Annotated in this window: 15 protein-coding genes; 2 read left to right on the top strand and 13 right to left on the bottom strand. The window is 65.7% G+C overall.

Features of this window, described 5'->3' with window-relative positions; all coding sequences use genetic code 11:
* Positions 1-42 precede the first annotated feature (42 nt).
* Positions 43-702, bottom strand: coding sequence for a 23S rRNA methyltransferase (locus KDG50_07920; GenBank protein MCB1865346.1), 660 nt, complete (start codon positions 700-702; stop codon positions 43-45).
* A gap of 80 nt (positions 703-782) precedes the next feature.
* Here KDG50_07920 and KDG50_07915 point away from each other — a divergent pair, with 80 nt between their 5' ends.
* Positions 783-1,094: a YhbY family RNA-binding protein gene (locus KDG50_07915; GenBank protein MCB1865345.1), complete on the top strand. Its 312-nt coding sequence runs from the start codon at positions 783-785 to the stop codon at positions 1,092-1,094.
* Positions 1,095-1,135: 41 nt separating this feature from the next.
* On the opposite strand, the gene greA is transcribed toward KDG50_07915, so the two are convergent.
* Genes greA through carA form a run of 3 tightly spaced genes read right to left on the bottom strand, consistent with a single transcriptional unit; the run spans position 1,136 to position 6,017 of the window.
* On the bottom strand, positions 1,136-1,612 hold the full coding sequence (gene greA, locus KDG50_07910; GenBank protein ID MCB1865344.1) for a transcription elongation factor GreA: 477 nt from the start codon (positions 1,610-1,612) through the stop codon (positions 1,136-1,138).
* A gap of 22 nt (positions 1,613-1,634) precedes the next feature.
* Positions 1,635-4,859, bottom strand: coding sequence for a carbamoyl-phosphate synthase large subunit (gene carB / locus KDG50_07905; protein ID MCB1865343.1), 3,225 nt, complete (start codon positions 4,857-4,859; stop codon positions 1,635-1,637).
* Between the two features lie 3 nt (positions 4,860-4,862).
* Positions 4,863-6,017: a glutamine-hydrolyzing carbamoyl-phosphate synthase small subunit gene (carA, locus tag KDG50_07900; protein ID MCB1865342.1), complete on the bottom strand. Its 1,155-nt coding sequence runs from the start codon at positions 6,015-6,017 to the stop codon at positions 4,863-4,865.
* A 139-nt stretch (positions 6,018-6,156) separates the two neighbouring features.
* Between carA and KDG50_07895 the strand changes: the two genes are divergently transcribed.
* Entirely contained in the window at positions 6,157-6,867 is a 711-nt protein-coding gene (locus tag KDG50_07895) for an SDR family NAD(P)-dependent oxidoreductase (GenBank protein ID MCB1865341.1), read from the top strand.
* A 314-nt stretch (positions 6,868-7,181) separates the two neighbouring features.
* On the opposite strand, the gene KDG50_07890 is transcribed toward KDG50_07895, so the two are convergent.
* From KDG50_07890 to hrcA, 9 genes are all read right to left on the bottom strand, one after another.
* Positions 7,182-7,799 carry a methyltransferase domain-containing protein gene (locus KDG50_07890; GenBank protein ID MCB1865340.1) on the bottom strand — a complete coding sequence of 206 codons (618 nt, stop codon included), beginning with the start codon at positions 7,797-7,799 and terminating at the stop codon, positions 7,182-7,184.
* Positions 7,800-7,821: 22 nt separating this feature from the next.
* On the bottom strand, positions 7,822-8,955 hold the full coding sequence (locus KDG50_07885; GenBank protein MCB1865339.1) for an FAD-dependent oxidoreductase: 1,134 nt from the start codon (positions 8,953-8,955) through the stop codon (positions 7,822-7,824).
* A 65-nt stretch (positions 8,956-9,020) separates the two neighbouring features.
* On the bottom strand, positions 9,021-9,821 hold the full coding sequence (gene dapB, locus KDG50_07880) for a 4-hydroxy-tetrahydrodipicolinate reductase (GenBank protein ID MCB1865338.1): 801 nt from the start codon (positions 9,819-9,821) through the stop codon (positions 9,021-9,023).
* Positions 9,821-10,939 carry a molecular chaperone DnaJ gene (gene dnaJ / locus KDG50_07875; protein ID MCB1865337.1) on the bottom strand — a complete coding sequence of 373 codons (1,119 nt, stop codon included), beginning with the start codon at positions 10,937-10,939 and terminating at the stop codon, positions 9,821-9,823. The genes dapB and dnaJ overlap by 1 nt, the downstream gene beginning before the upstream one ends.
* Positions 10,940-11,540: 601 nt before the next feature.
* A complete protein-coding gene (locus KDG50_07870; protein MCB1865336.1) occupies positions 11,541-12,971 on the bottom strand; it encodes a sigma-54-dependent Fis family transcriptional regulator in 1,431 nt (476 codons plus the stop codon).
* Entirely contained in the window at positions 12,968-15,007 is a 2,040-nt protein-coding gene (locus tag KDG50_07865) for a PAS domain-containing protein (protein MCB1865335.1), read from the bottom strand. The genes KDG50_07870 and KDG50_07865 overlap by 4 nt, the downstream gene beginning before the upstream one ends.
* A gap of 149 nt (positions 15,008-15,156) precedes the next feature.
* On the bottom strand, positions 15,157-17,073 hold the full coding sequence (dnaK, locus tag KDG50_07860) for a molecular chaperone DnaK (protein MCB1865334.1): 1,917 nt from the start codon (positions 17,071-17,073) through the stop codon (positions 15,157-15,159).
* Positions 17,074-17,187: 114 nt separating this feature from the next.
* Positions 17,188-17,745: a nucleotide exchange factor GrpE gene (grpE, locus tag KDG50_07855; protein ID MCB1865333.1), complete on the bottom strand. Its 558-nt coding sequence runs from the start codon at positions 17,743-17,745 to the stop codon at positions 17,188-17,190.
* A gap of 76 nt (positions 17,746-17,821) precedes the next feature.
* Positions 17,822-18,886 (bottom strand): heat-inducible transcriptional repressor HrcA, encoded by a 1,065-nt coding sequence (hrcA, locus tag KDG50_07850; GenBank protein ID MCB1865332.1) that lies wholly within the window; start codon positions 18,884-18,886, stop codon positions 17,822-17,824.
* Positions 18,887-18,908 lie beyond the last annotated feature (22 nt).

Below are 18,908 nucleotides of genomic sequence, written 5' to 3'. Positions count from 1 at the left end.
TCACGCGGACCACGGGGAGATTCGGCTTCGGATACCGGCATTCTAGCCGCGTTCGGCGGCCTCGGGCGATGAGGATTCGCTACCGCCGCGATAGTCGCGCGCAATCACGTACTGTTCCCGCGAACGGTCCCGCGAGGCTGCGGGCTTGCGCTGCACCACGCGCGCGAAGCGCTTGCGCAGGTCCGCCACCAGGGTCTCGAAGCCATCGCCAACAAAGGCCTTGATGACCAGCGTGCCACCCTGGTTCAGCCATTGGACGGCAAAATCCCGCGCCAGTTCAGCAAGATACATCGCCCGCGGTTGGTCGATCGTGCGCGCCCCGCTCAGATTGGGGGCGAGGTCCGACAACACAAGGTCCACGCGCCTGCCGGCGAGCGCACGCTCCAGATTTGCGAGCACCTCGTCGGACCGGAAGTCGCCCTGGATGAACCCGACCCCGTCGATCGGCGGCATCTCCAGAACATCGAGCGCGATGACCTGCCCGCCGCGCCCGACGCGCTGTGCCGCGTACTGCGACCACCCGCCCGGCGCGGCACCGAGATCGACCACGCGCATGCCCGGGCGCAACAGACGTTCGCGCTGGTCGATTTCCTCAAGTTTGTACACGGCGCGCGAACGCCAGCCGGCCGACCGGGCGGCCTGCACGTATGGGTCCTTGCGCTGGCGTTCGAGCCAGCGGCGGCTGCTGGTGCTTCGGCGCATCGTGCGGGCGTCTCAGGGGGCGGCCAGACAATCAGCGTCAGGCATGCGGGAAATCCACTGGAACTTGATAAACTTTAGCGATGAAATCACTCGACGCCCAGCAAATCCGCCACCTGCGCGGTCTCGGCCATCAACTGCGACCGGTCGTGATGATCGGACAGCACGGGCTGACCGACGGCGTGTTCACCGAACTCGAAGCCGCGCTCAATGCGCACGAACTCGTAAAGCTGCGCGTCAGCGGCGCCGAACGCGCGGAACGCGATGCGATGGTTGCAACCGTGGTCGAGCGTACCGGCGCTGTCGCGATACAGAAGATCGGCCATGTCGTGCTGCTGTATCGGGTCAACCCGAAACAGCCGCGCATTGTGCTGCCGAAACCGGAACGCCGTTGATCACGCCCTGATCGATCCGCCGCGGACCGATCGGGCCTCGCTCAGATATAACGAACCTCGACGATCTCGTATTCACAGGCACCCGCGGGCGCCTCGAACACGAACGCATCGCCCGATTCCCTGCCGATCATCGCGCGCGCCAGCGGCGAGCTGAACGATATCTTGCCCTGCCTGATGTCGGCCTCATCCTCGCCGACGATCTGGTAGGTGCGCTCCTCGTCACAGCCGAGGTCCACCAGCACCACCGTGACACCAAAAACGACCCGCTCGCTGGCGGCCAGCTTGGTCACGTCGATGATCTGGGCATTGCTGAGCTTGGCCTCGATCTCCTTGATGCGACCCTCGGCAAAGCTCTGTTGTTCGCGGGCGGCGTGATACTCGGCGTTTTCCTTCAGATCGCCATGCGCACGCGCCTCGGCGATGGCCGCGATGATGCGCGGGCGCGCGACGGTCTTGAGTTCCTGCAACTCGGCACGCAGTCGCTCGGCGCCCTGCACGGTCAACGGTACTTTGTTCATCGTTGCTTCCCCCAATGCCTGTTCAGTTGGCCTGCACGCCGGCATGCAGATCCTGCAACCGGTTGACGCCCGCCTCGGCGATTTCCTTCAGCGCGCGGCAGGTCGCCTCGGCGCCGGCGATGGTCGTCGTGTAGGTGAGCTTGCGCATCAGCGCGGCACGCCGGATCTGATAGGAATCGGCGACCGCGTCCCTGCCCTCCGTTGTGTTTACGATCAGGCTGAATTCGCCATTCTTGATCCGGTCGACGATGTGCGGCCGGCCTTCCTGCACCTTGTTGACGACCTGCGCCTCGACGCCTGCCGCGACCAGCGTGGCATGCGTGCCGCGGGTCGCGCTGATCTTGAATCCGCTGTCGATCAGTCCGCGTGCAACCTTGAGGGCACGCGGTTTGTCGAGATCGCGCACGCTCAGCAGCGCGTGCCCCTTGCGGGGCAGCCCCTGACCCGCCGCCAGCATGGCCTTGCCAAAGGCCGCGCCGAAGTTCGTGCCGACGCCCATGACCTCGCCGGTCGACTTCATCTCCGGACCGAGCAGCGGATCGACGCCCGGGAACTTCGCGAACGGAAACACCGACTCCTTCACCGAGAAGTATTCCGGCACGATCTCTTCGGTTGCACCGAGGTCAGCCAGCGTGCGCCCGGCCATGCAGCGTGCGCCAATCTTCGCCAGCGGCACACCGATGGCCTTCGAAACGAAAGGCACGGTGCGCGAGGCGCGCGGGTTGACCTCGAGCACATAGATGTCGCCATTCTGGATCGCGAACTGCGTGTTCATCAGGCCGACCACGCCGATCTCCAGCGCCATCGCGGCGACCTGCCGGCGCAGTTCGTCCTTGGTGTCGGCCGACAGGGTATACGGCGGCAGCGAACACGCGGAATCGCCCGAATGCACACCGGCCTCTTCGATATGTTCCATGATGCCGCCGATCAGCACGTCGGTCCCGTCGCAGATGATGTCGACGTCGACCTCGATCGCATCGTTCAGAAACCGGTCGAGCAGCACCGGCGCATCGTTCGACACGGACACCGCATTGCGCATGTACCGGCGCAGTTGTTCGGGGTCGTGGACGATTTCCATCGCACGACCGCCGAGCACGTACGAGGGCCGGACGACGAGCGGATAGCCGATCTGCTCGGCCAGTTTCACGGCCTGGTCAGCGCTCGTGGCCGTGCGGTTGGGCGGTTGCAGCAGACCGAGTTTCTCGATCAGCTGCTGGAAGCGCTCGCGATCCTCGGCGAGATCGATCGAGTCCGGCGACGTGCCGATGATCGGTACGCCGGCGGCCTCCAGATCACGCGCGAGTTTCAGCGGCGTCTGTCCGCCGTACTGCACGATGACGCCGCGCGGGCGTTCCACATGCACGATCTCGAGCACGTCCTCCAGCGTCAGCGGCTCAAAGTACAGGCGGTCGGAGGTGTCGTAGTCGGTCGAGACGGTCTCCGGATTGCAGTTGACCATGATGGTCTCGTAACCATCTTCGCGCAGGGCCAGCGACGCATGCACGCAGCAGTAGTCGAACTCGATGCCCTGCCCGATCCGGTTCGGTCCACCGCCGAGCACCATGATCTTTTCGCGCGTGGTCGGGTTCGATTCGCATTCCTGCTCATAGGTCGAATACATGTACGCCGTGGTCGCGGCAAACTCAGCGGCGCAGGAATCCACGCGCTTGAATACGGGGCGAACCCCGGCGGCAATCCGCGCCTCGCGCGCGACACGTTCGCGAACGCCCAGCAGCCGGGCAAGGCGCAGGTCAGAGAAGCCGCGGCGCTTGAGCGCCCGCCATTCGTCGGCCGAGAGTGATTCCACCGAGCGTCCGGTCAGGGCCTGTTCGGTCTCGACGATCTGCTCGACCTGATCGAGGAACCACGGATCGATCCACGTGCGCGCATGAATGTCGTCCAGCGAATAACCCAGGCGCATGGCGTCGGCCACATACCAGATGCGGTCCGGGCCGGTCCGCGCGAGCTCACGATCGACGACATCGCGCGCATCCGCGGTATCAGACTCAATCATGGAATCGAGCCCTGTGCGCCCGGTCTCCAGACCGCGCAGGGCCTTCTGGAACGACTCCTGGAAGGTCCGTCCGATCGCCATGACCTCGCCGACCGACTTCATCTGGGTCGTCAGTACGGGGTCGGCCTGAGGGAACTTCTCGAAGGTGAAACGCGGAATTTTCGTGACGACGTAGTCGATCGTCGGCTCGAACGATGCCGGCGTGGCACCGCCGGTGATCTCGTTGGAGAGTTCGTCGAGCGTGTAACCGATCGCGAGCTTCGCGGCGACCTTTGCAATCGGAAAGCCGGTCGCCTTCGAGGCCAACGCCGAGGAACGCGAGACGCGCGGATTCATCTCGATGACGACCATGCGGCCGTCGTCCGGATTGATTGCGAACTGCACGTTCGAACCGCCGGTATCGACGCCGATCTCGCGCAGCACCGCGATCGAGGCGTCGCGCATGATCTGGTATTCCTTGTCGGTCAGCGTCTGTGCCGGCGCGACGGTGATGGAATCCCCGGTGTGCACGCCCATCGGATCGAGGTTTTCGATCGAACAGACGATGATGCAGTTGTCGGCGCGATCGCGCACGACCTCCATCTCGAACTCTTTCCAACCCAGCACGGACTGCTCGATCAGCAGCTCATTCGTCGGCGACAGGTCCAACCCGCGCTGGCAGATCTGTTCGAACTCCTCGGGGTTGTAGGCGATGCCGCCGCCGGAGCCGCCCAGCGTGAACGACGGCCGGATGATGGTCGGGTAGCCGATCTGCGCCTGCACCTGCAGCGCCTCTTCGAGGCTGTGCGCGATGGCGGCATTCGGTGTGCCGAGTCCGATGCTGGTCATCGCGTCGCGGAAGCGCTCACGATCCTCGGCCTTGTCAATGGCATCGCGGCTTGCGCCGATCAGTTCGACACCGAACTTGTCAAGCACACCCTCGCGCGCGAGGTCCAGCGCACAGTTCAACGCGGTCTGGCCGCCCATGGTCGGCAACAGCGCGTCGGGCCGCTCGCGTTCGATGATCTTTGCGATCGTGCGCCAGTCGATCGGCTCGATATAGATCGCATCGGCCATGTCCGGATCGGTCATGATCGTCGCCGGGTTGGAATTCACCAGCACGACGCGATAGCCCTCTTCACGCAGGGCCTTGCAGGCCTGCGCGCCGGAATAATCGAACTCGCAGGCCTGGCCGATGACGATCGGGCCGGCGCCGATCAACAGGATGGTTTCGATGTCCGTCCGTCTGGGCATGGCTCAGCCACCCTCGCGCCGTGCGCGCATGGACGTGATGAAACGATCGAACAGCGGCGTCAGGTCATGCGGCCCGGGGCTCGCCTCCGGATGCCCCTGAAAACTGAACGCCGGCCGGTCGGTTCGCTCGATGCCCTGCAATGACCCGTCGAACAGCGAACGATGGGTCGCGCGCAGGGTATCGGGCAGTGTCGATTCATCAACGGCAAAGCCGTGATTCTGGCTGGTGATCAGCACGCGCCGCGTTGCGAGTTCCTGCACCGGGTGGTTCGCGCCGTGGTGACCGAATTTCATCTTGACCGTGCGTGCCCCGCTGGCCAGACCGAGCAGCTGGTGCCCGAGGCAGATACCGAAGGTCGGCGTGCCGGAGTCGACGATGGTGCGAATCGCGTCGATTGCGTAGCCGATGGGTTCCGGATCGCCGGGGCCGTTGGACAGAAACACGCCATCCGGCCTGCGCGCCAGTACAGCGGCGGCCGGCGTCGCGGCCGGCACCACTGTCACCGTGCAGCCGCGATCGGCCAGCAGGCGCAGGATGTTGCGCTTGACGCCATAGTCGTAGGCCACGACCTGATAGGGCCCGGACTTCGCTTGCGGATGCCCTGCGCCGAGTTTCCAGACGCCGGCGGTCCAGGCGTATTCCTCAGGAGTGGAAACCTCGGCGGCCAGGTCGCGCCCGACCAGCCCCGGGAACGCGCGCGCGGCGGCGATCGCGGCATCGGCATCTACAGCATCCGGTCCCGCGACGATTGCACCGTGCTGGGCGCCGCGGTCACGCAGAATACGGGTCAGGCTGCGCGTATCAATATCCGCGATGGCGACGACCCCGCGCTCGGCGAGCCAGGCGGGCAGCGCCGTCTGCGCACGCCAGTTCGAGTGCCGGCGTGGAACATCGCGCACGATCAGGCCCGCGCAGTACGTCCCGGCCGACTCATCGTCTTCGTCCGTACAGCCGGTGTTGCCGATGTGCGGATAAGTCAGCGTGACGATCTGCTGGGCGTAGGACGGGTCCGTCAGGATCTCCTGATAGCCCGTCATCGCCGTATTGAATACGACCTCGCCGGCGCTGACGCCGTCCGCGCCGACCGCGCGGCCGCGAAACACCGTGCCGTCCGCGAGCGCGAGCAGGGCCGGTCGTGTTTTCGGATCAAGGATCATTGGGTGGGGGCCTGACAAACGAAACGGGACGAAACGCGCGCGAATCGCCCCGCTCTGGACTGTCCCGAACCGCCACCGGCCCGGAACCGCCGGTATGATACCCGGCCTGTAACGCCATCGCCATGAAGGTTCGAAACGTATGCCCGATCTGTCCGAGCGAGTGATCCTGATCACCGGCGCCGCCGGCACCCTGGGCCAGGCCGCGGCCGCTGCCTGCCGCGCAGCGGGCGCGGAAGTGGTGCTGCTCGACCGCGACGAATCGCGCGCCCAGCAGGCCGCCGCGGACATCGATGCAAACCACTGCACGGGCTGTGGCGTCGATCTGACGGATCCGGACGCAGTCGAGGGCGTCATCGGGCGCATCGTCGGCGAGTTCGGCCGCATCGACGGGCTCGCGAACGTCGCCGGAGGGTTTCGCATGGGCCCACCGCTGCACGAGACCAGCGACGCAGACTGGGACTTCATGCTGGATCTGAACCTGCGCACCGTGTTCAACACCTGCCGCGCAGTGATCCCGCGCATGCTGGCCGGCGCGCACGGGCGCATCGTGAACATTGCCGCACGCGCGGCGGATGCGCCGAAGGCGCGGATGGCGCCCTACAACATCTCGAAGGCCGGCGTCATCACGCTGACCGAATCGCTGGCGGCCGAGCACCGCGACGACGGCATCACCGTCAACTGCATTCTGCCCGGCACGATCGACACGCCGGCCAACCGCGCCGACATGCCCGATGCCGATCATGCGCGCTGGGTCGCGCCGGCCGATCTGGCGAGTGTCATCGCATTTCTGCTCTCGGATGCCGCGCGCGCGATAAACGGCGCGGCCATCCCGGTCTACGGTCGAAGCTAGGGAAACTCTGATCAATTCAGAGTTTCCCGTGGCACGGGGACGTGCCACCATTTTCAATGTGCGTAAGCCATTGAAAATGTAAGAAAACGAAAACCCGCGCTTTTTTGTTTTCGTCGCTCTGTTAATCCAGGATGGACTAATCAGAGCTTCCCTAGGGAAACTCTGAATTGTCAGAGTTTTCCGCGGCACATGGATGTGACGCCACAACGACGGATGTAAGACGCTGAAAATGGGAGAAAACGAAAAATCGCACTTTTTCGTTTTCAGCACTCTGGCAATCCGGGATGGATTGATCAACGCCCCCTGGCACGACGCTAACGAACCGCCGTCGCGTAGATCGACTCACGGTCGCGGGCGGCATTGTCGATCTCGGGATCAAAACTCCGCGGCGCGACTTCACTGAACCCCGCGTTGCGCAGGCGCGCCAGCAGGTTTTCCTCATCGAACATGTAGTGGTGATGCCCGCGCATGTATGCGATGTAATTGACGTAATCGATGCGTGTCGTCTGATTGTCGGCGGGTTTGAACGGCATCCATAGGTCGCGATCCAGTTCCACCCCGTTGACATAGGCTTGCAGAAAAATCCGGGCATCAGGCACGCAGATCGAGAAACTCGCCCCGGGTTTCAACGCGCGCAGACACTCGGCCAGAAATCGCTCGCCGTGCTGAAAGCTCAGGTGCTCGAGAAAATGCGACGAGTACACGGCGTCGAGGCTCGCATCAGGAAACGGCAGACCGTGGCGCAGATCCCAGTAGAGGTCACACTGCGGCTGCAGGTCCATGGTCAGCCAACCATTACCGCCATGCCGATCGCCGCCGCCGACTTCGATCCTGAGCGGACCGCCCTGGCGAATGAGTGCGGTGATCCGGTTGCGGGTCGCGATCCGGCGAACCCCGGCGCGCACTCGTTCGACGAGGTTGCCGAAGATCAAGTCGGCACCGCGACTGCGCTGGTTACGACCTGGCCCGATACGGGCGCAGGTAGTTCCATTCGAACAGCGACTTGGCCCAGTGCAGATGCGGCCCCCTGGTCTGGAAGGCCCGCTTCGAGTCGCGGTAGACGAGCGTCCCGCTGGTCACGGAATCCACGATGCAGATCAGTTCGGTCCTGAAGGTCTCGGTGGCAGATCGCCCAGCCGCCTGCGCCAGCAGGTTGTCGACCGCTGCGATGGCCTGCAGGTCCGCCATGTGCGCCTGTTTGGGCTTCCAGTCCGGCCCCGGGAAGCTGCCGGCATCGCCGGCCACGAACACGTGATCCTGACCCTCGCTGCGGCACTGCGCGTCGGCCTTGATGAAACCGCCTTCGGACAGGACCAGTCCGCTGTCGGCGGCCCAGTCCGGGCCGGTCATCCCCGGAATGAACAGGATCAGGTCCGTATCAAACCCGCCGCCCTCGGTTTCCACGCGTCCGGGCGCGAAACCCTTGAGCTTGTGTCCGAGATGCGTGCGAATGTCGCGGCGCGACATCTCGCCGAGCAGGCGATCCACGGCCTTTTCACCCATGCGCGCACCGGGACGCGGCGCTGGCGAGAAAAACGTCAGTTCGAACCGGTCGCGGCGCCCCTGCTTGCGCAGCCAGGTGTCGATGCCGAACAGGAACTCGAATACCGGACCGCCGCGCATCGCCGACGGTTCGTTCGGGTTGCCCGCGAAACCGAATGCAAGCCGTCCGCCGTCCATGCCCGCGAATGCGTCGCTCCAGGCCTTGGTCGGCGCCCAGCCGGCGCAGACGATATGGGCATTTTCGATACCCGGCAGCTTGCGCAGATAGCGACCACCGCTGGCGATGATGAGATCGTCGTAGCGAAGATCCCCGGCGTCGGTCTTCAGCGTGCGCGATTCCGCATCCAGCCCGGTCGCCCGTGCGGCGTGAAATCTCACGTCGTGGCGACGAAAAAAGCCACTCAGATCGATGCGCAGGCTGCGTTCGTCGCGACGCCCGTACGGCACCCAGATCAGGCTCGGGAAGTAGAACAGCTCCGGTGCCGGCGCAACCACGGCGATGTCTTCGCGCCAGCCGCGCTTGCGCAACCGGCGCACCGCGGTGCACGCGCCGAACCCGGATCCGACGATGACGATCTGACGCATCTTCTCTGCATTGCCTCCGGAAAGATCGAGTTGCGGGGTGGCCCGAGCGCGTGCGCGGGCGGCGCTCAGCGTAGCCCGAGCACGTCCTGCATGTCATAGAGACCGGGCCTGCGCCCGGCGAGCCAGCGTGCCGCACGCGCCGCGCCGTTGGCGAAGTTCATGCGGCTCGATGCGCGGTGGGTGATCTCCACACGCTCGCCGTCGCCGGCATACAGCACCGTATGGTCGCCGATGATGTCCCCCGCACGAATCGTTTCGAAGCCGATCGTACGGCGATCGCGCGCCCCGGTGCGGCCCTCGCGTCCGTACACCGCGCAGGCTTCCAGATCGCGCCCGAGTGCGTCGGCCACCACCCGGCCGAACTGCAGCGCCGTGCCCGACGGCGCGTCGACCTTGTGCCGGTGATGCGCCTCGATGATCTCGATGTCCACCTCGTCGCCTAGCGCACGCGCGGCGATCTCCGCAAGCTTGAAGCAGAGGTTGACGCCGACGCTCATGTTGGGTGCGAAGACGATCGGGATGCGCCGGGCGGCCTGCGCGATGCGCGCCCGACCGTCCGCTTCAAAGCCCGTGGTGCCGATCACCATCGCACGGCCGACCGCCTCGCAGGACTCGATGTGCGCCAGCGTGGCCTCCGGAGCGGTGAAGTCGATGAGTACATCGCAGGCCGCCACCGCCAGTTCCAGATCGGAACCGAGCGGCAGACCCAGCGTGCCGATCCCGGCGAGTTCGCCGACATCCGCGCCAAGCAGTGCGTGTCCGGCGGTTTCCAGGGCCGCGGAAACCTCGAGTCCGTCCACGGCATGACAGGCCGCGACCAGGCTGCGACCCATGCGGCCGGCGGCACCGGCAATGGCTACGTGCATCAGGTCAACCCCATTTTTTCGGCGAACTGGCGAACCTTGTCGAGCCAGGTGCTCGTGTGCGGCGAGTGCCGGTCACCACCGTCGGAAAGTGTCGCATCGAAGGCCTCGAGCATTTCCTTCTGCTGCGAGGACAGGTGCACGGGCGTCTCGACCGTAACGCGTGCCAGCAGGTCGCCGGTGGGACCGCCGCGCACCGGGCGCACGCCCTTGCCTCGCAGTCGGAACACCTTGCCGCTCTGGGTCCCGGCGGGCACCTTGACCACGGCGCGGCCCTCCAGCGTGGGGACCTCCAGCTCGCCGCCCAGCGCGGCCTGTGCAAAACGCACAGGCACCTCGCAGTAGAGGTCCGCGCCATCGCGCGTGAAGATCGGGTGTTCGAGCACGGCGATCTGCACGTACAGGTCGCCGGGCAGCGCGCCCGATTCGCCGGCCTCGCCCTCGCCGGAAAGACGAATGCGGTCGCCGCTATCGACGCCGGGCGGAATCTTCACCGACAGGGTCTTTGCCTCCTGCACGCGGCCGCGCCCGTCGCAATCGCGGCACGGGTTGGAAATCACCGATCCGCGGCCGCGGCATACCGGGCAGGCCTGCTGGATCGAGAAGAACCCCTGCTGCATGCGCACCTGTCCGCGGCCATGACAGGTCGAACAGGTCGTCGGTGCACTGCCCGGCGCGGCCCCGCTGCCGGAACAGGTGTTACACGCCGCCCAGGTGGGCACACGAATCTCGCGAGTGATCCCGCCGACCGCCTCTTCGAGACTCAATTCCAGTTCGTAACCGATATCGGCGCCGCGCGCCCGCCGACCGCCGCCATTGCCGAAGATGTCACCGAACATATCGCCGAAGATGTCGGCGAACCCGCCGCCACCAAAACCGCCACCGGCCGACCCATCCACGCCCGCGTGGCCGAACTGGTCGTAGGCGCGCCGCTTGGATGCGTCGCTGAGGATTTCATAGGCCTCCTTGGCCTCCTTGAACTGCGTCTCTGCGCCAGCGGGGTCGTCGCTGTTGCGGTCCGGATGGTGCTTCATCGCCAGCCGGCGGAACGCCTTTTTCAGATCGGCCTCGGAACAGTCGCGGCCGACGCCGAGGACCTCGTAGTAATCACGTTTGCTCATGGGTTCCGAAACTGGCTGCATCCGGTCCGGCGGCCGGACCGGTAGATTCGCGGCGCGCCGCAATACATCTCACGAAAACAGCGGGCGATTATATCGGCTCACCCGGATACGGACAGTCCGGATCCGGATCGATAGACCGGCTCGGTACGGTGGGGCCAGAAACGGCTGCAATCAACCCCGCCAGGCCGTGCGGCGTCTGGAGTGGTGGAATCGCAGCCTTCCCGGCGACCCAAATAAAAAGGGCCGGCCCGAGCGGCCAGCCCTGAAAGGGCCGCTGATCCTGCGACCCGAACGCACGATTTGGGTGAAAAAAGTGACCGCGGGGTCCAAAGGCCGGACACGTGGCTAGAAGGCACAGCGTCTGGCGGACTCAGGGCGAGACAAGGGGGGCAGAAGACCAGAGACCAACGCCCGCAGTCACGAACCCTTGTGAAGCAGGTTGCGTGCCAGACTCGCAGGATGGACGAAAGTCATTGAAACAAAAGGATAACGTTTCCCGCTGTACAGATTGCGCCGCTTGTCGGGGTGCGACAGCACGCGACAGCACCAGGGTTCGTGTCAAGTTTTGTCGCAACCCCGCGCAGGGCGATCGGCGTTGCGATCAGCTTGAAGAAGGTGTCCGCCGGCTCAGTCGCTTGTTCAGCGCCTGTCGCGAGATCCCCAGCAGGGATGCCGCGACGCCCTGATTATGCTGGGCACGTTCGAGGGCGGCCTCGATCAGCGCCGCTTCGGCCTCGCGCAGCGTCGGCAGGCGTTCAGTCGATGGAGTCTGAGTTCCCCATGCAGCCGGGTGTTCGCCCAGCTCGCTGTCGGCCCGTCCTCCGATCGCCGCACGCAGACTCTCGAGCGACAGTACCCCGCGCTCGTGGCGCGCAACGGCGTCGTGCAGCAGCGATTCGAGTTCGCGCACATTGCCCGGAAACTCATAGGCCCCGAGCAGCGCAAAGATCTCCGGCGGCACCACCGGCACCGTGCGGCCGAGTTCGCGTGCTGCGCGCGCGAGCATGGCCGGGACGAGCAGTTTCAGATCGTCGCGCCGTTCGCGTAGCGGCGGCACATGCACCCGGTGGGTGCGCAGCCGGAAATACAAATCCCGACGCATCCACTGCTCTCCGGAGTCGTCCAGCGGCCGATTCGTCGCAACGACAAACCGGGCCCGACTGCGCTCCGGCCGATCCGCGCCGAGCGGATAGAACTGGCCGTCCTGAAGCAGACGCAGCAGCTTGACCTGTGAGGCCGCGCCGAGATCGCCGATCTCGTCGAGGAACACGGTGCCCTCGCCGGCCTCACGGATCAGTCCGCGCCGGTTTGCATCCGCCCCCGTGAATGCACCGCGCTGATGCCCGAACAGCGTATCGCCGAACACCTGATCGTCGATGCCCGCGACGTTCACGCTGACCAGCGGGCCCGCACGTCCGGACAGTTCATGCACGGCCCGCGCGATCAGTTCTTTGCCGACCCCGGTCTCGCCGGTGATCAGCACGGGCTGTGCCGAGGGCGCAATCGCCTCGACGTAGCGCAGCAGTCGATCCAACACCGGGTCGCGGGTCAGGATCGGCGCGAACGCCGCGGGCCGCGCCTCTCGCTCCTCGAGCAGGCTCGACCGCAGGCGTTCGACCTCACCGCGCAGTTCGCGCAGTTCCAGCGTACGCGCGACCGCGGCAATGAGCCGGTCGGGCTCCACCGGTTTGACGAGGTAGTCCACCGCCCCGGCACGGATGCAGCGCACCGCCGTATCGACATCGTTGGTGGCCGTGACGATCACGACCGGCACCTCGGGGTGCCGTTCGACGATGCGTCGCAAAAGCGTCTCGCCGTCGAGATAGGGCATCGTGAGATCGAGCACGACGGCCGCGACCGGCGCCGCCTCGAGCCGCGCGACGACCAGGCGCGAGTCCTCGATGGTGTCGACCCGTTCGAACCCGGCACTGCGCAGGGTCAGCGCCAGGCCCTTGAGCAGCGCCGGCTCGTCGTCGACCAGCAGAATCGGGGCCACCGGACCCGACGGATTGGCCGCGACTTGCAGATTCATTGCCTCGTCTCCGCGTGTGGCAGCGTCACCTCGGCGAGCGTGCCACCCGCCGCATCCGGGCTCAGACTCAGGCTGCCGCCGTGTGCCTCGACGATGGTGCGCGAAATCGACAGTCCCAGCCCCGTGCCGCCCCGCTCCGCCTTGGTCGTCACAAACGGGTCGAACACCCGCAGCCCCAGCGCCTGCGGCAGACCAATTCCGCGGTCGCGCACGCGCAGCATCAGCCGGCCGGCCTCGATTGCGGTCTCCACCCGCACCGCGCAATCGCGCGCCGGCAGCGACTCCAGCGCATTCATCATGAGATTGACCAGCACCTGTTCGATCTGCAGGCGATCGCCGAGCAGCGGCGGAAGTGCGTCATCGAGCCCGAGTGCAAAGTCATCGGTTGCCTCACGGATCGCACGATCGAGCAACCGCACGGCGCCGTGCACCGATTCGTTGACATCGAACAGCGCGAATGCGCGCTCGGGCTGCGGCCGTGTGAAGCCGCGCAGATTTTCGACCAGCGCCGAGATGCGCCGCGCGCCCTCGACGATATCGCCGACCAGCCCGGGCAGCTGGTCGCGCAGCTCGGCGTGCGGAATGCCGGCGATCTGCCAGTCCGGGTGCTGTCCCGCCCAGGCCACCAGCGCGGGTTCAAGATCGTTCAAGGCCGTGGCGATGATGCGTGCGTTGATCGCGATCATGCTGTTCGGGTTGTTGACCTCGTGCGCCATGGACGACACCAGCGTACCGAGCGCCGTGAGCCGATTGGCCTGCACCAGCTGCGCCTGCTGCAACGCGGCCTGCTCCTCGAGCCGGCGGTGGTAGGTCACATCCTGCACCGTGCCAGTCATTTCGATCGCGCCGGCCGCACCATCGTCCCGCACCGCCGTCGCACGCAGGGTGCGCTCCTCGCCGTCCGGTCGGACGATGCGAAATTCCAGATCAAAGCCGCGCTGCTCGTTGATGAGGGCCGTGATGGCGGCATCCACGCGCCCGCGGTCGTCGGCTTGCGCGGCATCCACCAGCGCCCGAAACCGGCGGTCGAACTGCTCGACGTTCATACCGAGCAGCTGATAGATCTCATTCGACCAGTAGATCTCATCGGAACTGACCAGCCAGGTCCAAGTGCCGAGCTGCGCACGCCGCTCGGCCTCGCGGGCCCGCGCCTCGGTCTGGCGGCCGCGCTGCTCGGCGCGCTCGCGCTCGGCGATCTCGGTCTGCAACCGGCGGGTGGTCTGCATGAGCTTGCTGGTGCGTTCGCTGACCCGCCGCTCTAGGTCCTGCTGAATCAGCACGAGCTCACGTTCGCGCGAGCTGTCGCGCACGCCCGCGAACACGAGGTCACCGGCCTCGGGGTGTGGCAGCAGATCGGCCTCGACCCATTGCGGAATGCCGGTTCCGAACTGGCGCGCGCGCAGCACCAGGCTCGTTGCCTGGCCCTGGGACACGGCCGCGCACAGGCGCTCGGTGGACTCCGCAGTGAGCCAGCGGCAGGCGCCGGGGTCGAGTCTCATGCCGCCCAGGCGCGCCGGGTCCAGGCCACTCAGGGCGCCGAACGCGGCGTTCGCATGCAGCACCTGGGAATCCGGCGCCCCGCGCCGCAGCACCACGGTCGGCACCGCCGCGCAATGTTCGAAATCGGGCCCCCAGGCGGCATCCGTTTCCGGCTCGGCCGGCGCCGAGACATCGGCGGCGATGACGAGGAAACCAAAACACGAACCGGACGCGAACTGAGGAAGGTAGGTAAACCGTGCACGACGGTTCGATCCGACCGGACGCGGCAGCGGCTCGTCGACCTCGACCCTGCCCAGGGTGACCGGATCGTGCAGAAAACCGCGCACGGCATCGAAATGGCGGCGGTCCACGACCTTGTCGAGCGGCAGCCCGGTGATCCCGCGAACGCTGCGCTGGAACCAGTGCGCGAATCCGTCCGAAGCGACACGCACCACACCTTGCGCATCGAGGTGCGCATAGATGATCCGCGCCAGCGGCGAGAGCGCCGGCGCTGTCTCGGGACTCGACGCGGTTTCGATGCGACCGGAAACGCTCATCAGTGATCGGACACTCCGCAGTCCATCGCCCCGCCCGCCATAGTCTGCCGTGGAATCATAGCCGCGAACCGCAGGGCGCACAAAAAGGCCCCCGGCCACCGAGCCAGATGGCTCGGCAACCGGGGGCCGGTTTCGCGCGTCCGCTCGGTTCAGGACTTGCGGTCGTCGACCTCCTCGAACTCCGCGTCGACGACATCGTCGCCGGCAGCCTTCTTCGCGCCGGCCGTTTCAGTTTCGGCGCCATCGCCGCCGGCTTTCGCATACGCCTGTTCGGCGAGCTTGCCGGCAATTGTTGCGAGCGCCTGGGCCTTGGCGTCGATCTGGTCCTTGTCGTCGCCCTTGAGGACTTCCTCGAGCGCCTTGATCGCATCCTCGGCCTCGGCCATTTCGGCAGCGGCGACCTTGTCGCCCAGGTCTTTCAGCGACTTGCGGGTCGCATGCACGAGATTGTCGGCCTGGTTGCGCGCAGTGACCAGCTCGTGGAACTTGCGGTCTTCCTCGGCATGCGACTCGGCATCGCGCACCATGCGTTCGACCTCGTCGTCCGAAAGCCCGGACGAGGCCTTGATCACGATGTTCTGCTCCTTGCCAGTGGCCTTGTCCTTCGCGGACACGTTCAGGATGCCGTTTGCATCGATATCGAAAGTCACCTCGATCTGCGGCACGCCGCGCGGCGCCGGCGGGATGTCCGAGAGATCGAAGCGCCCGAGCGACTTGTTGTCGGCCGCACGCTCGCGCTCACCCTGGAGCACATGCACGGTGACCGCCGTCTGGCTGTCGTCAGCGGTCGAAAAGACCTGCTGGGCCTTGGTCGGGATGGTCGTGTTTTTCTCGATGAGCTTGGTCATGACACCACCGAGGGTCTCGATCCCGAGCGACAGCGGCGTGACATCAAGCAGCAGCACGTCCTTGACCTCGCCGGACAGCACGGCGGCCTGCACCGCGGCGCCCACAGCAACGGCCTCATCCGGATTCACGTCCTTGCGCGGTTCCTTGCCGAAGAAGTTCTTCGCGATCTCCTGAACCTTGGGCATGCGCGTCTGACCGCCGACGAGAATGATGTCGTCGATCTCGGACATGGACAGGCCGGCATCCTTCACGGCGATCTTGCACGGCTCGATCGTGCGCGCGATCAGGTCCTCGACCAGGGACTCCAGCTTCGCACGCGTAAGCTTGACATTGAGGTGCTTCGGACCGGACTTGTCCGCCGTGATGTACGGCAGATTGATGTCGGTCTGCTGGCTCGACGACAGCTCGATCTTGGCCTTTTCCGCGGCCTCCTTGAGGCGCTGCATCGCGAGCGGGTCACCGCGCAGATCAACGCCCTGTTCCTTGTTAAACGTGTCGGCGAGGTAGTCGATGATGCGCAGGTCGAAGTCCTCACCACCAAGGAAGGTGTCGCCATTGGTCGACAGCACCTCGAACTGGTGCTCACCGTCAATCTCGGCAATCTCGATGATCGAGATGTCGAAGGTGCCGCCGCCCAGGTCGTACACGGCAATCTTGGCATCGCCGCGCTTCTTGTCCATGCCGTAGGCCAGTGCGGCGGCGGTCGGCTCGTTGATGATGCGCTTGACCGTCAGCCCGGCGATCTTGCCGGCGTCCTTGGTCGCCTGGCGCTGGGCGTCGTTGAAATACGCCGGCACCGTGATCACGGCCTCGCTGACGGTCTCGCCGAGATAGTCCTCGGCGGTCTTCTTCATCTTCATGAGCACGCGCGCTGAGACCTCCGGCGGCGCCATCTTCTTGCCTTTGACCTCGACCCACGCGTCGCCGTTGTCGGCCTTGGCAATCTTGTAGGGCACCATCTTGATGTCGCGCTGCACGACATCGTCGGTGAAGCGCCGGCCAATCAGTCGCTTGATCGCGAACAGGGTGTTGGTCGGGTTGGTGACCGCCTGACGCTTGGCCGACTGGCCGACGAGCACGTCGTCGTCGGTAAACGCGACGATCGAGGGCGTCGTACGGGCGCCTTCGCTGTTTTCGATGACGCGGGGCTTGTCGCCCTCCATCACGGCCACGCACGAGTTCGTGGTGCCGAGGTCGATACCGATGATCTTGGCCATGTGCTTCGTCAGCTCCTGAAATTAACTGATTATGTGTCTTGGGCGGTGTCGGTTCGGATGACACCAATGCCACGGAATCTGGGGTTTAGGCTTGCTCTTTCAACCCGGCACGCCTCATGGCCGGGTCGAGACCACGACCATGGCCGGGCGCAGCAGCCGGTCGTGCAGCAGCCAGCCCTTCTGGTAGACCTTCACGACCGTGTTCGGCGCGAGTTCCGCGCTCGGCTCGGTCGCCATTGCCTGGTGCCGCTCCGGGTCGAAGGGCAGACCCTCGGGGTCGACCGGCTCCAGCCCGACCTTCTCCATCATGACGTCGAGCTGGCGGATGGTCAGCTCGTAGCCCTCGCGCACCTTGGTGATGTCCGCGGCGTCGTCCGCGATGGTCAGCCAGCCGAGTTCCATGGAATCGCGCACCGGCAGCAGCTCGCTGGCAAAACGCTCGCCGGCGTACTTGTGCGCCGCGTCCAGCTCGCGCTGCTGGCGCTTGCGCAGATTGTCCATTTCGGCACGCAGCCGCAGCAGCTGATCACGCAGATCGGCGGCCTCCTGCTCGGCGGCGGCGAGTCGGGCATCGGCGGCCTCGGCCCCGGCCGGCGTATCGAACGGCGTGGCGTCGGCGGGGCTCGCATTGGATCTCGACGGATCGACCGCGGTGGGGTCCTGGTCCGGCATTCGTTCCTCCAGAGAAATACACGGGCGCACGGCACGACGGCCGGCGGAAAACGGGTTTGCGGGAAGCTGGGGCCGGCTAGGGTTGTTTCAAGGCCGCGCTGAGCAGGCGCGCGGTTATGTCGACGACCGGGATGACCCGATCGTAGGCCATGCGCGTCGGCCCGATCACGCCGAGCACGCCGATGACCTCGCCGTCGACCTGGTACTGCGAGGCGACCACGCTGCATCCATCGAGCGGCTGGTAGCCGGATTCCTCGCCGATGAACACCTTCACGCCGTTCGCCTGCACGCATTTCTCCAGCAGGTGCAGGATCTGCTGTTTCTCGGTGAAGGCCTCGAACAGATCGCGCAGGCGCCGCATGTCGGCGAGGTCCTCGATCTGCATGAGGTTGGTCTGACCGCTCAGCACATAGTCGCCGGAATCGGCCTCGCCTTCGACACCCATGACCTGCTCGGCCATCGCGATGATCGAGGCCATGCGTTCGTTCATGTGCTCGCGCGTGGCGCGCAGTTCCCGAATCAGCTGCTCCCGCGCGCTGTTCAGGTCGCGACCGGCGTACTGCTGATTCAGGAAATTTGCCGCCTGCTCCAGCTCGGCGGCGGCGTAGTCACGATCGGTATGCAGGATGCGGTTATGGACCTCGCGCTCGTCGGTCACGAGGATCGCCAGCACGCGGTTACCGGCCAGCGGCAGAAACTCGATATGCCGGAACGCAACGCGCGATCGGCGTGGCACCATGACCAGACCGGCCAGGTTCGTCACGCCCGAGAGCATCTGCGAGGCACGCGCGAGCAGCTCGCCGGACGAAATGATGTCGGCCCGCAGCACGGAGCGGAGCTCACGCACCGATGCATCGTCGACCGGCCGGCAGGTCACCAGAGAATCGACAAAGATCCGGTAGCCGGCAACCGTGGGAATGCGCCCCGCCGAGGTGTGCGGCGAACTGACCAGGCCGAGGTCTTCCAGATCGGCCATGACGTTGCGTATCGTCGCGGGGCTGAGATCAAGCCCGGAATCGCGCGCGAGCGAGCGCGATCCGACCGGCTGCGCGTCTTCGATATAACGCTCGACCAGCACCTTCAGCAGGTGCTGCTGACGATCCGTGAGTGTTGGCCTCAGATTCGACAAATGCGTGATGATTCCTTGGAAAACAGCCGCTTAG

The organism is Chromatiales bacterium, assembly GCA_020445605.1.
Lineage (GTDB): Bacteria > Pseudomonadota > Gammaproteobacteria > JAGRGH01 > JAGRGH01 > JAGRGH01.
This window is presented reverse-complemented; position numbering and strand designations above follow the sequence as displayed.

Coding starts and splice junctions, on each gene's coding strand:
- dapB (MCB1865338.1), bottom strand. CDS start 9,821: ATGCACGTAGCCATTGCCGGTGCCGCCGGCCGCATGGGTCGCAGCCTG.
- KDG50_07865 (MCB1865335.1), bottom strand. CDS start 15,007: ATGAGCGTTTCCGGTCGCATCGAAACCGCGTCGAGTCCCGAGACAGCG.
- carA (MCB1865342.1), bottom strand. CDS start 6,017: ATGATCCTTGATCCGAAAACACGACCGGCCCTGCTCGCGCTCGCGGAC.
- dnaK (MCB1865334.1), bottom strand. CDS start 17,073: ATGGCCAAGATCATCGGTATCGACCTCGGCACCACGAACTCGTGCGTG.
- KDG50_07920 (MCB1865346.1), bottom strand. CDS start 702: ATGCGCCGAAGCACCAGCAGCCGCCGCTGGCTCGAACGCCAGCGCAAG.
- KDG50_07915 (MCB1865345.1), top strand. CDS start 783: ATGAAATCACTCGACGCCCAGCAAATCCGCCACCTGCGCGGTCTCGGC.
- greA (MCB1865344.1), bottom strand. CDS start 1,612: ATGAACAAAGTACCGTTGACCGTGCAGGGCGCCGAGCGACTGCGTGCC.
- KDG50_07870 (MCB1865336.1), bottom strand. CDS start 12,971: ATGAATCTGCAAGTCGCGGCCAATCCGTCGGGTCCGGTGGCCCCGATT.
- dnaJ (MCB1865337.1), bottom strand. CDS start 10,939: ATGAGCAAACGTGATTACTACGAGGTCCTCGGCGTCGGCCGCGACTGT.
- grpE (MCB1865333.1), bottom strand. CDS start 17,745: ATGCCGGACCAGGACCCCACCGCGGTCGATCCGTCGAGATCCAATGCG.
- carB (MCB1865343.1), bottom strand. CDS start 4,859: ATGCCCAGACGGACGGACATCGAAACCATCCTGTTGATCGGCGCCGGC.
- KDG50_07885 (MCB1865339.1), bottom strand. CDS start 8,955: ATGCGTCAGATCGTCATCGTCGGATCCGGGTTCGGCGCGTGCACCGCG.
- KDG50_07895 (MCB1865341.1), top strand. CDS start 6,157: ATGCCCGATCTGTCCGAGCGAGTGATCCTGATCACCGGCGCCGCCGGC.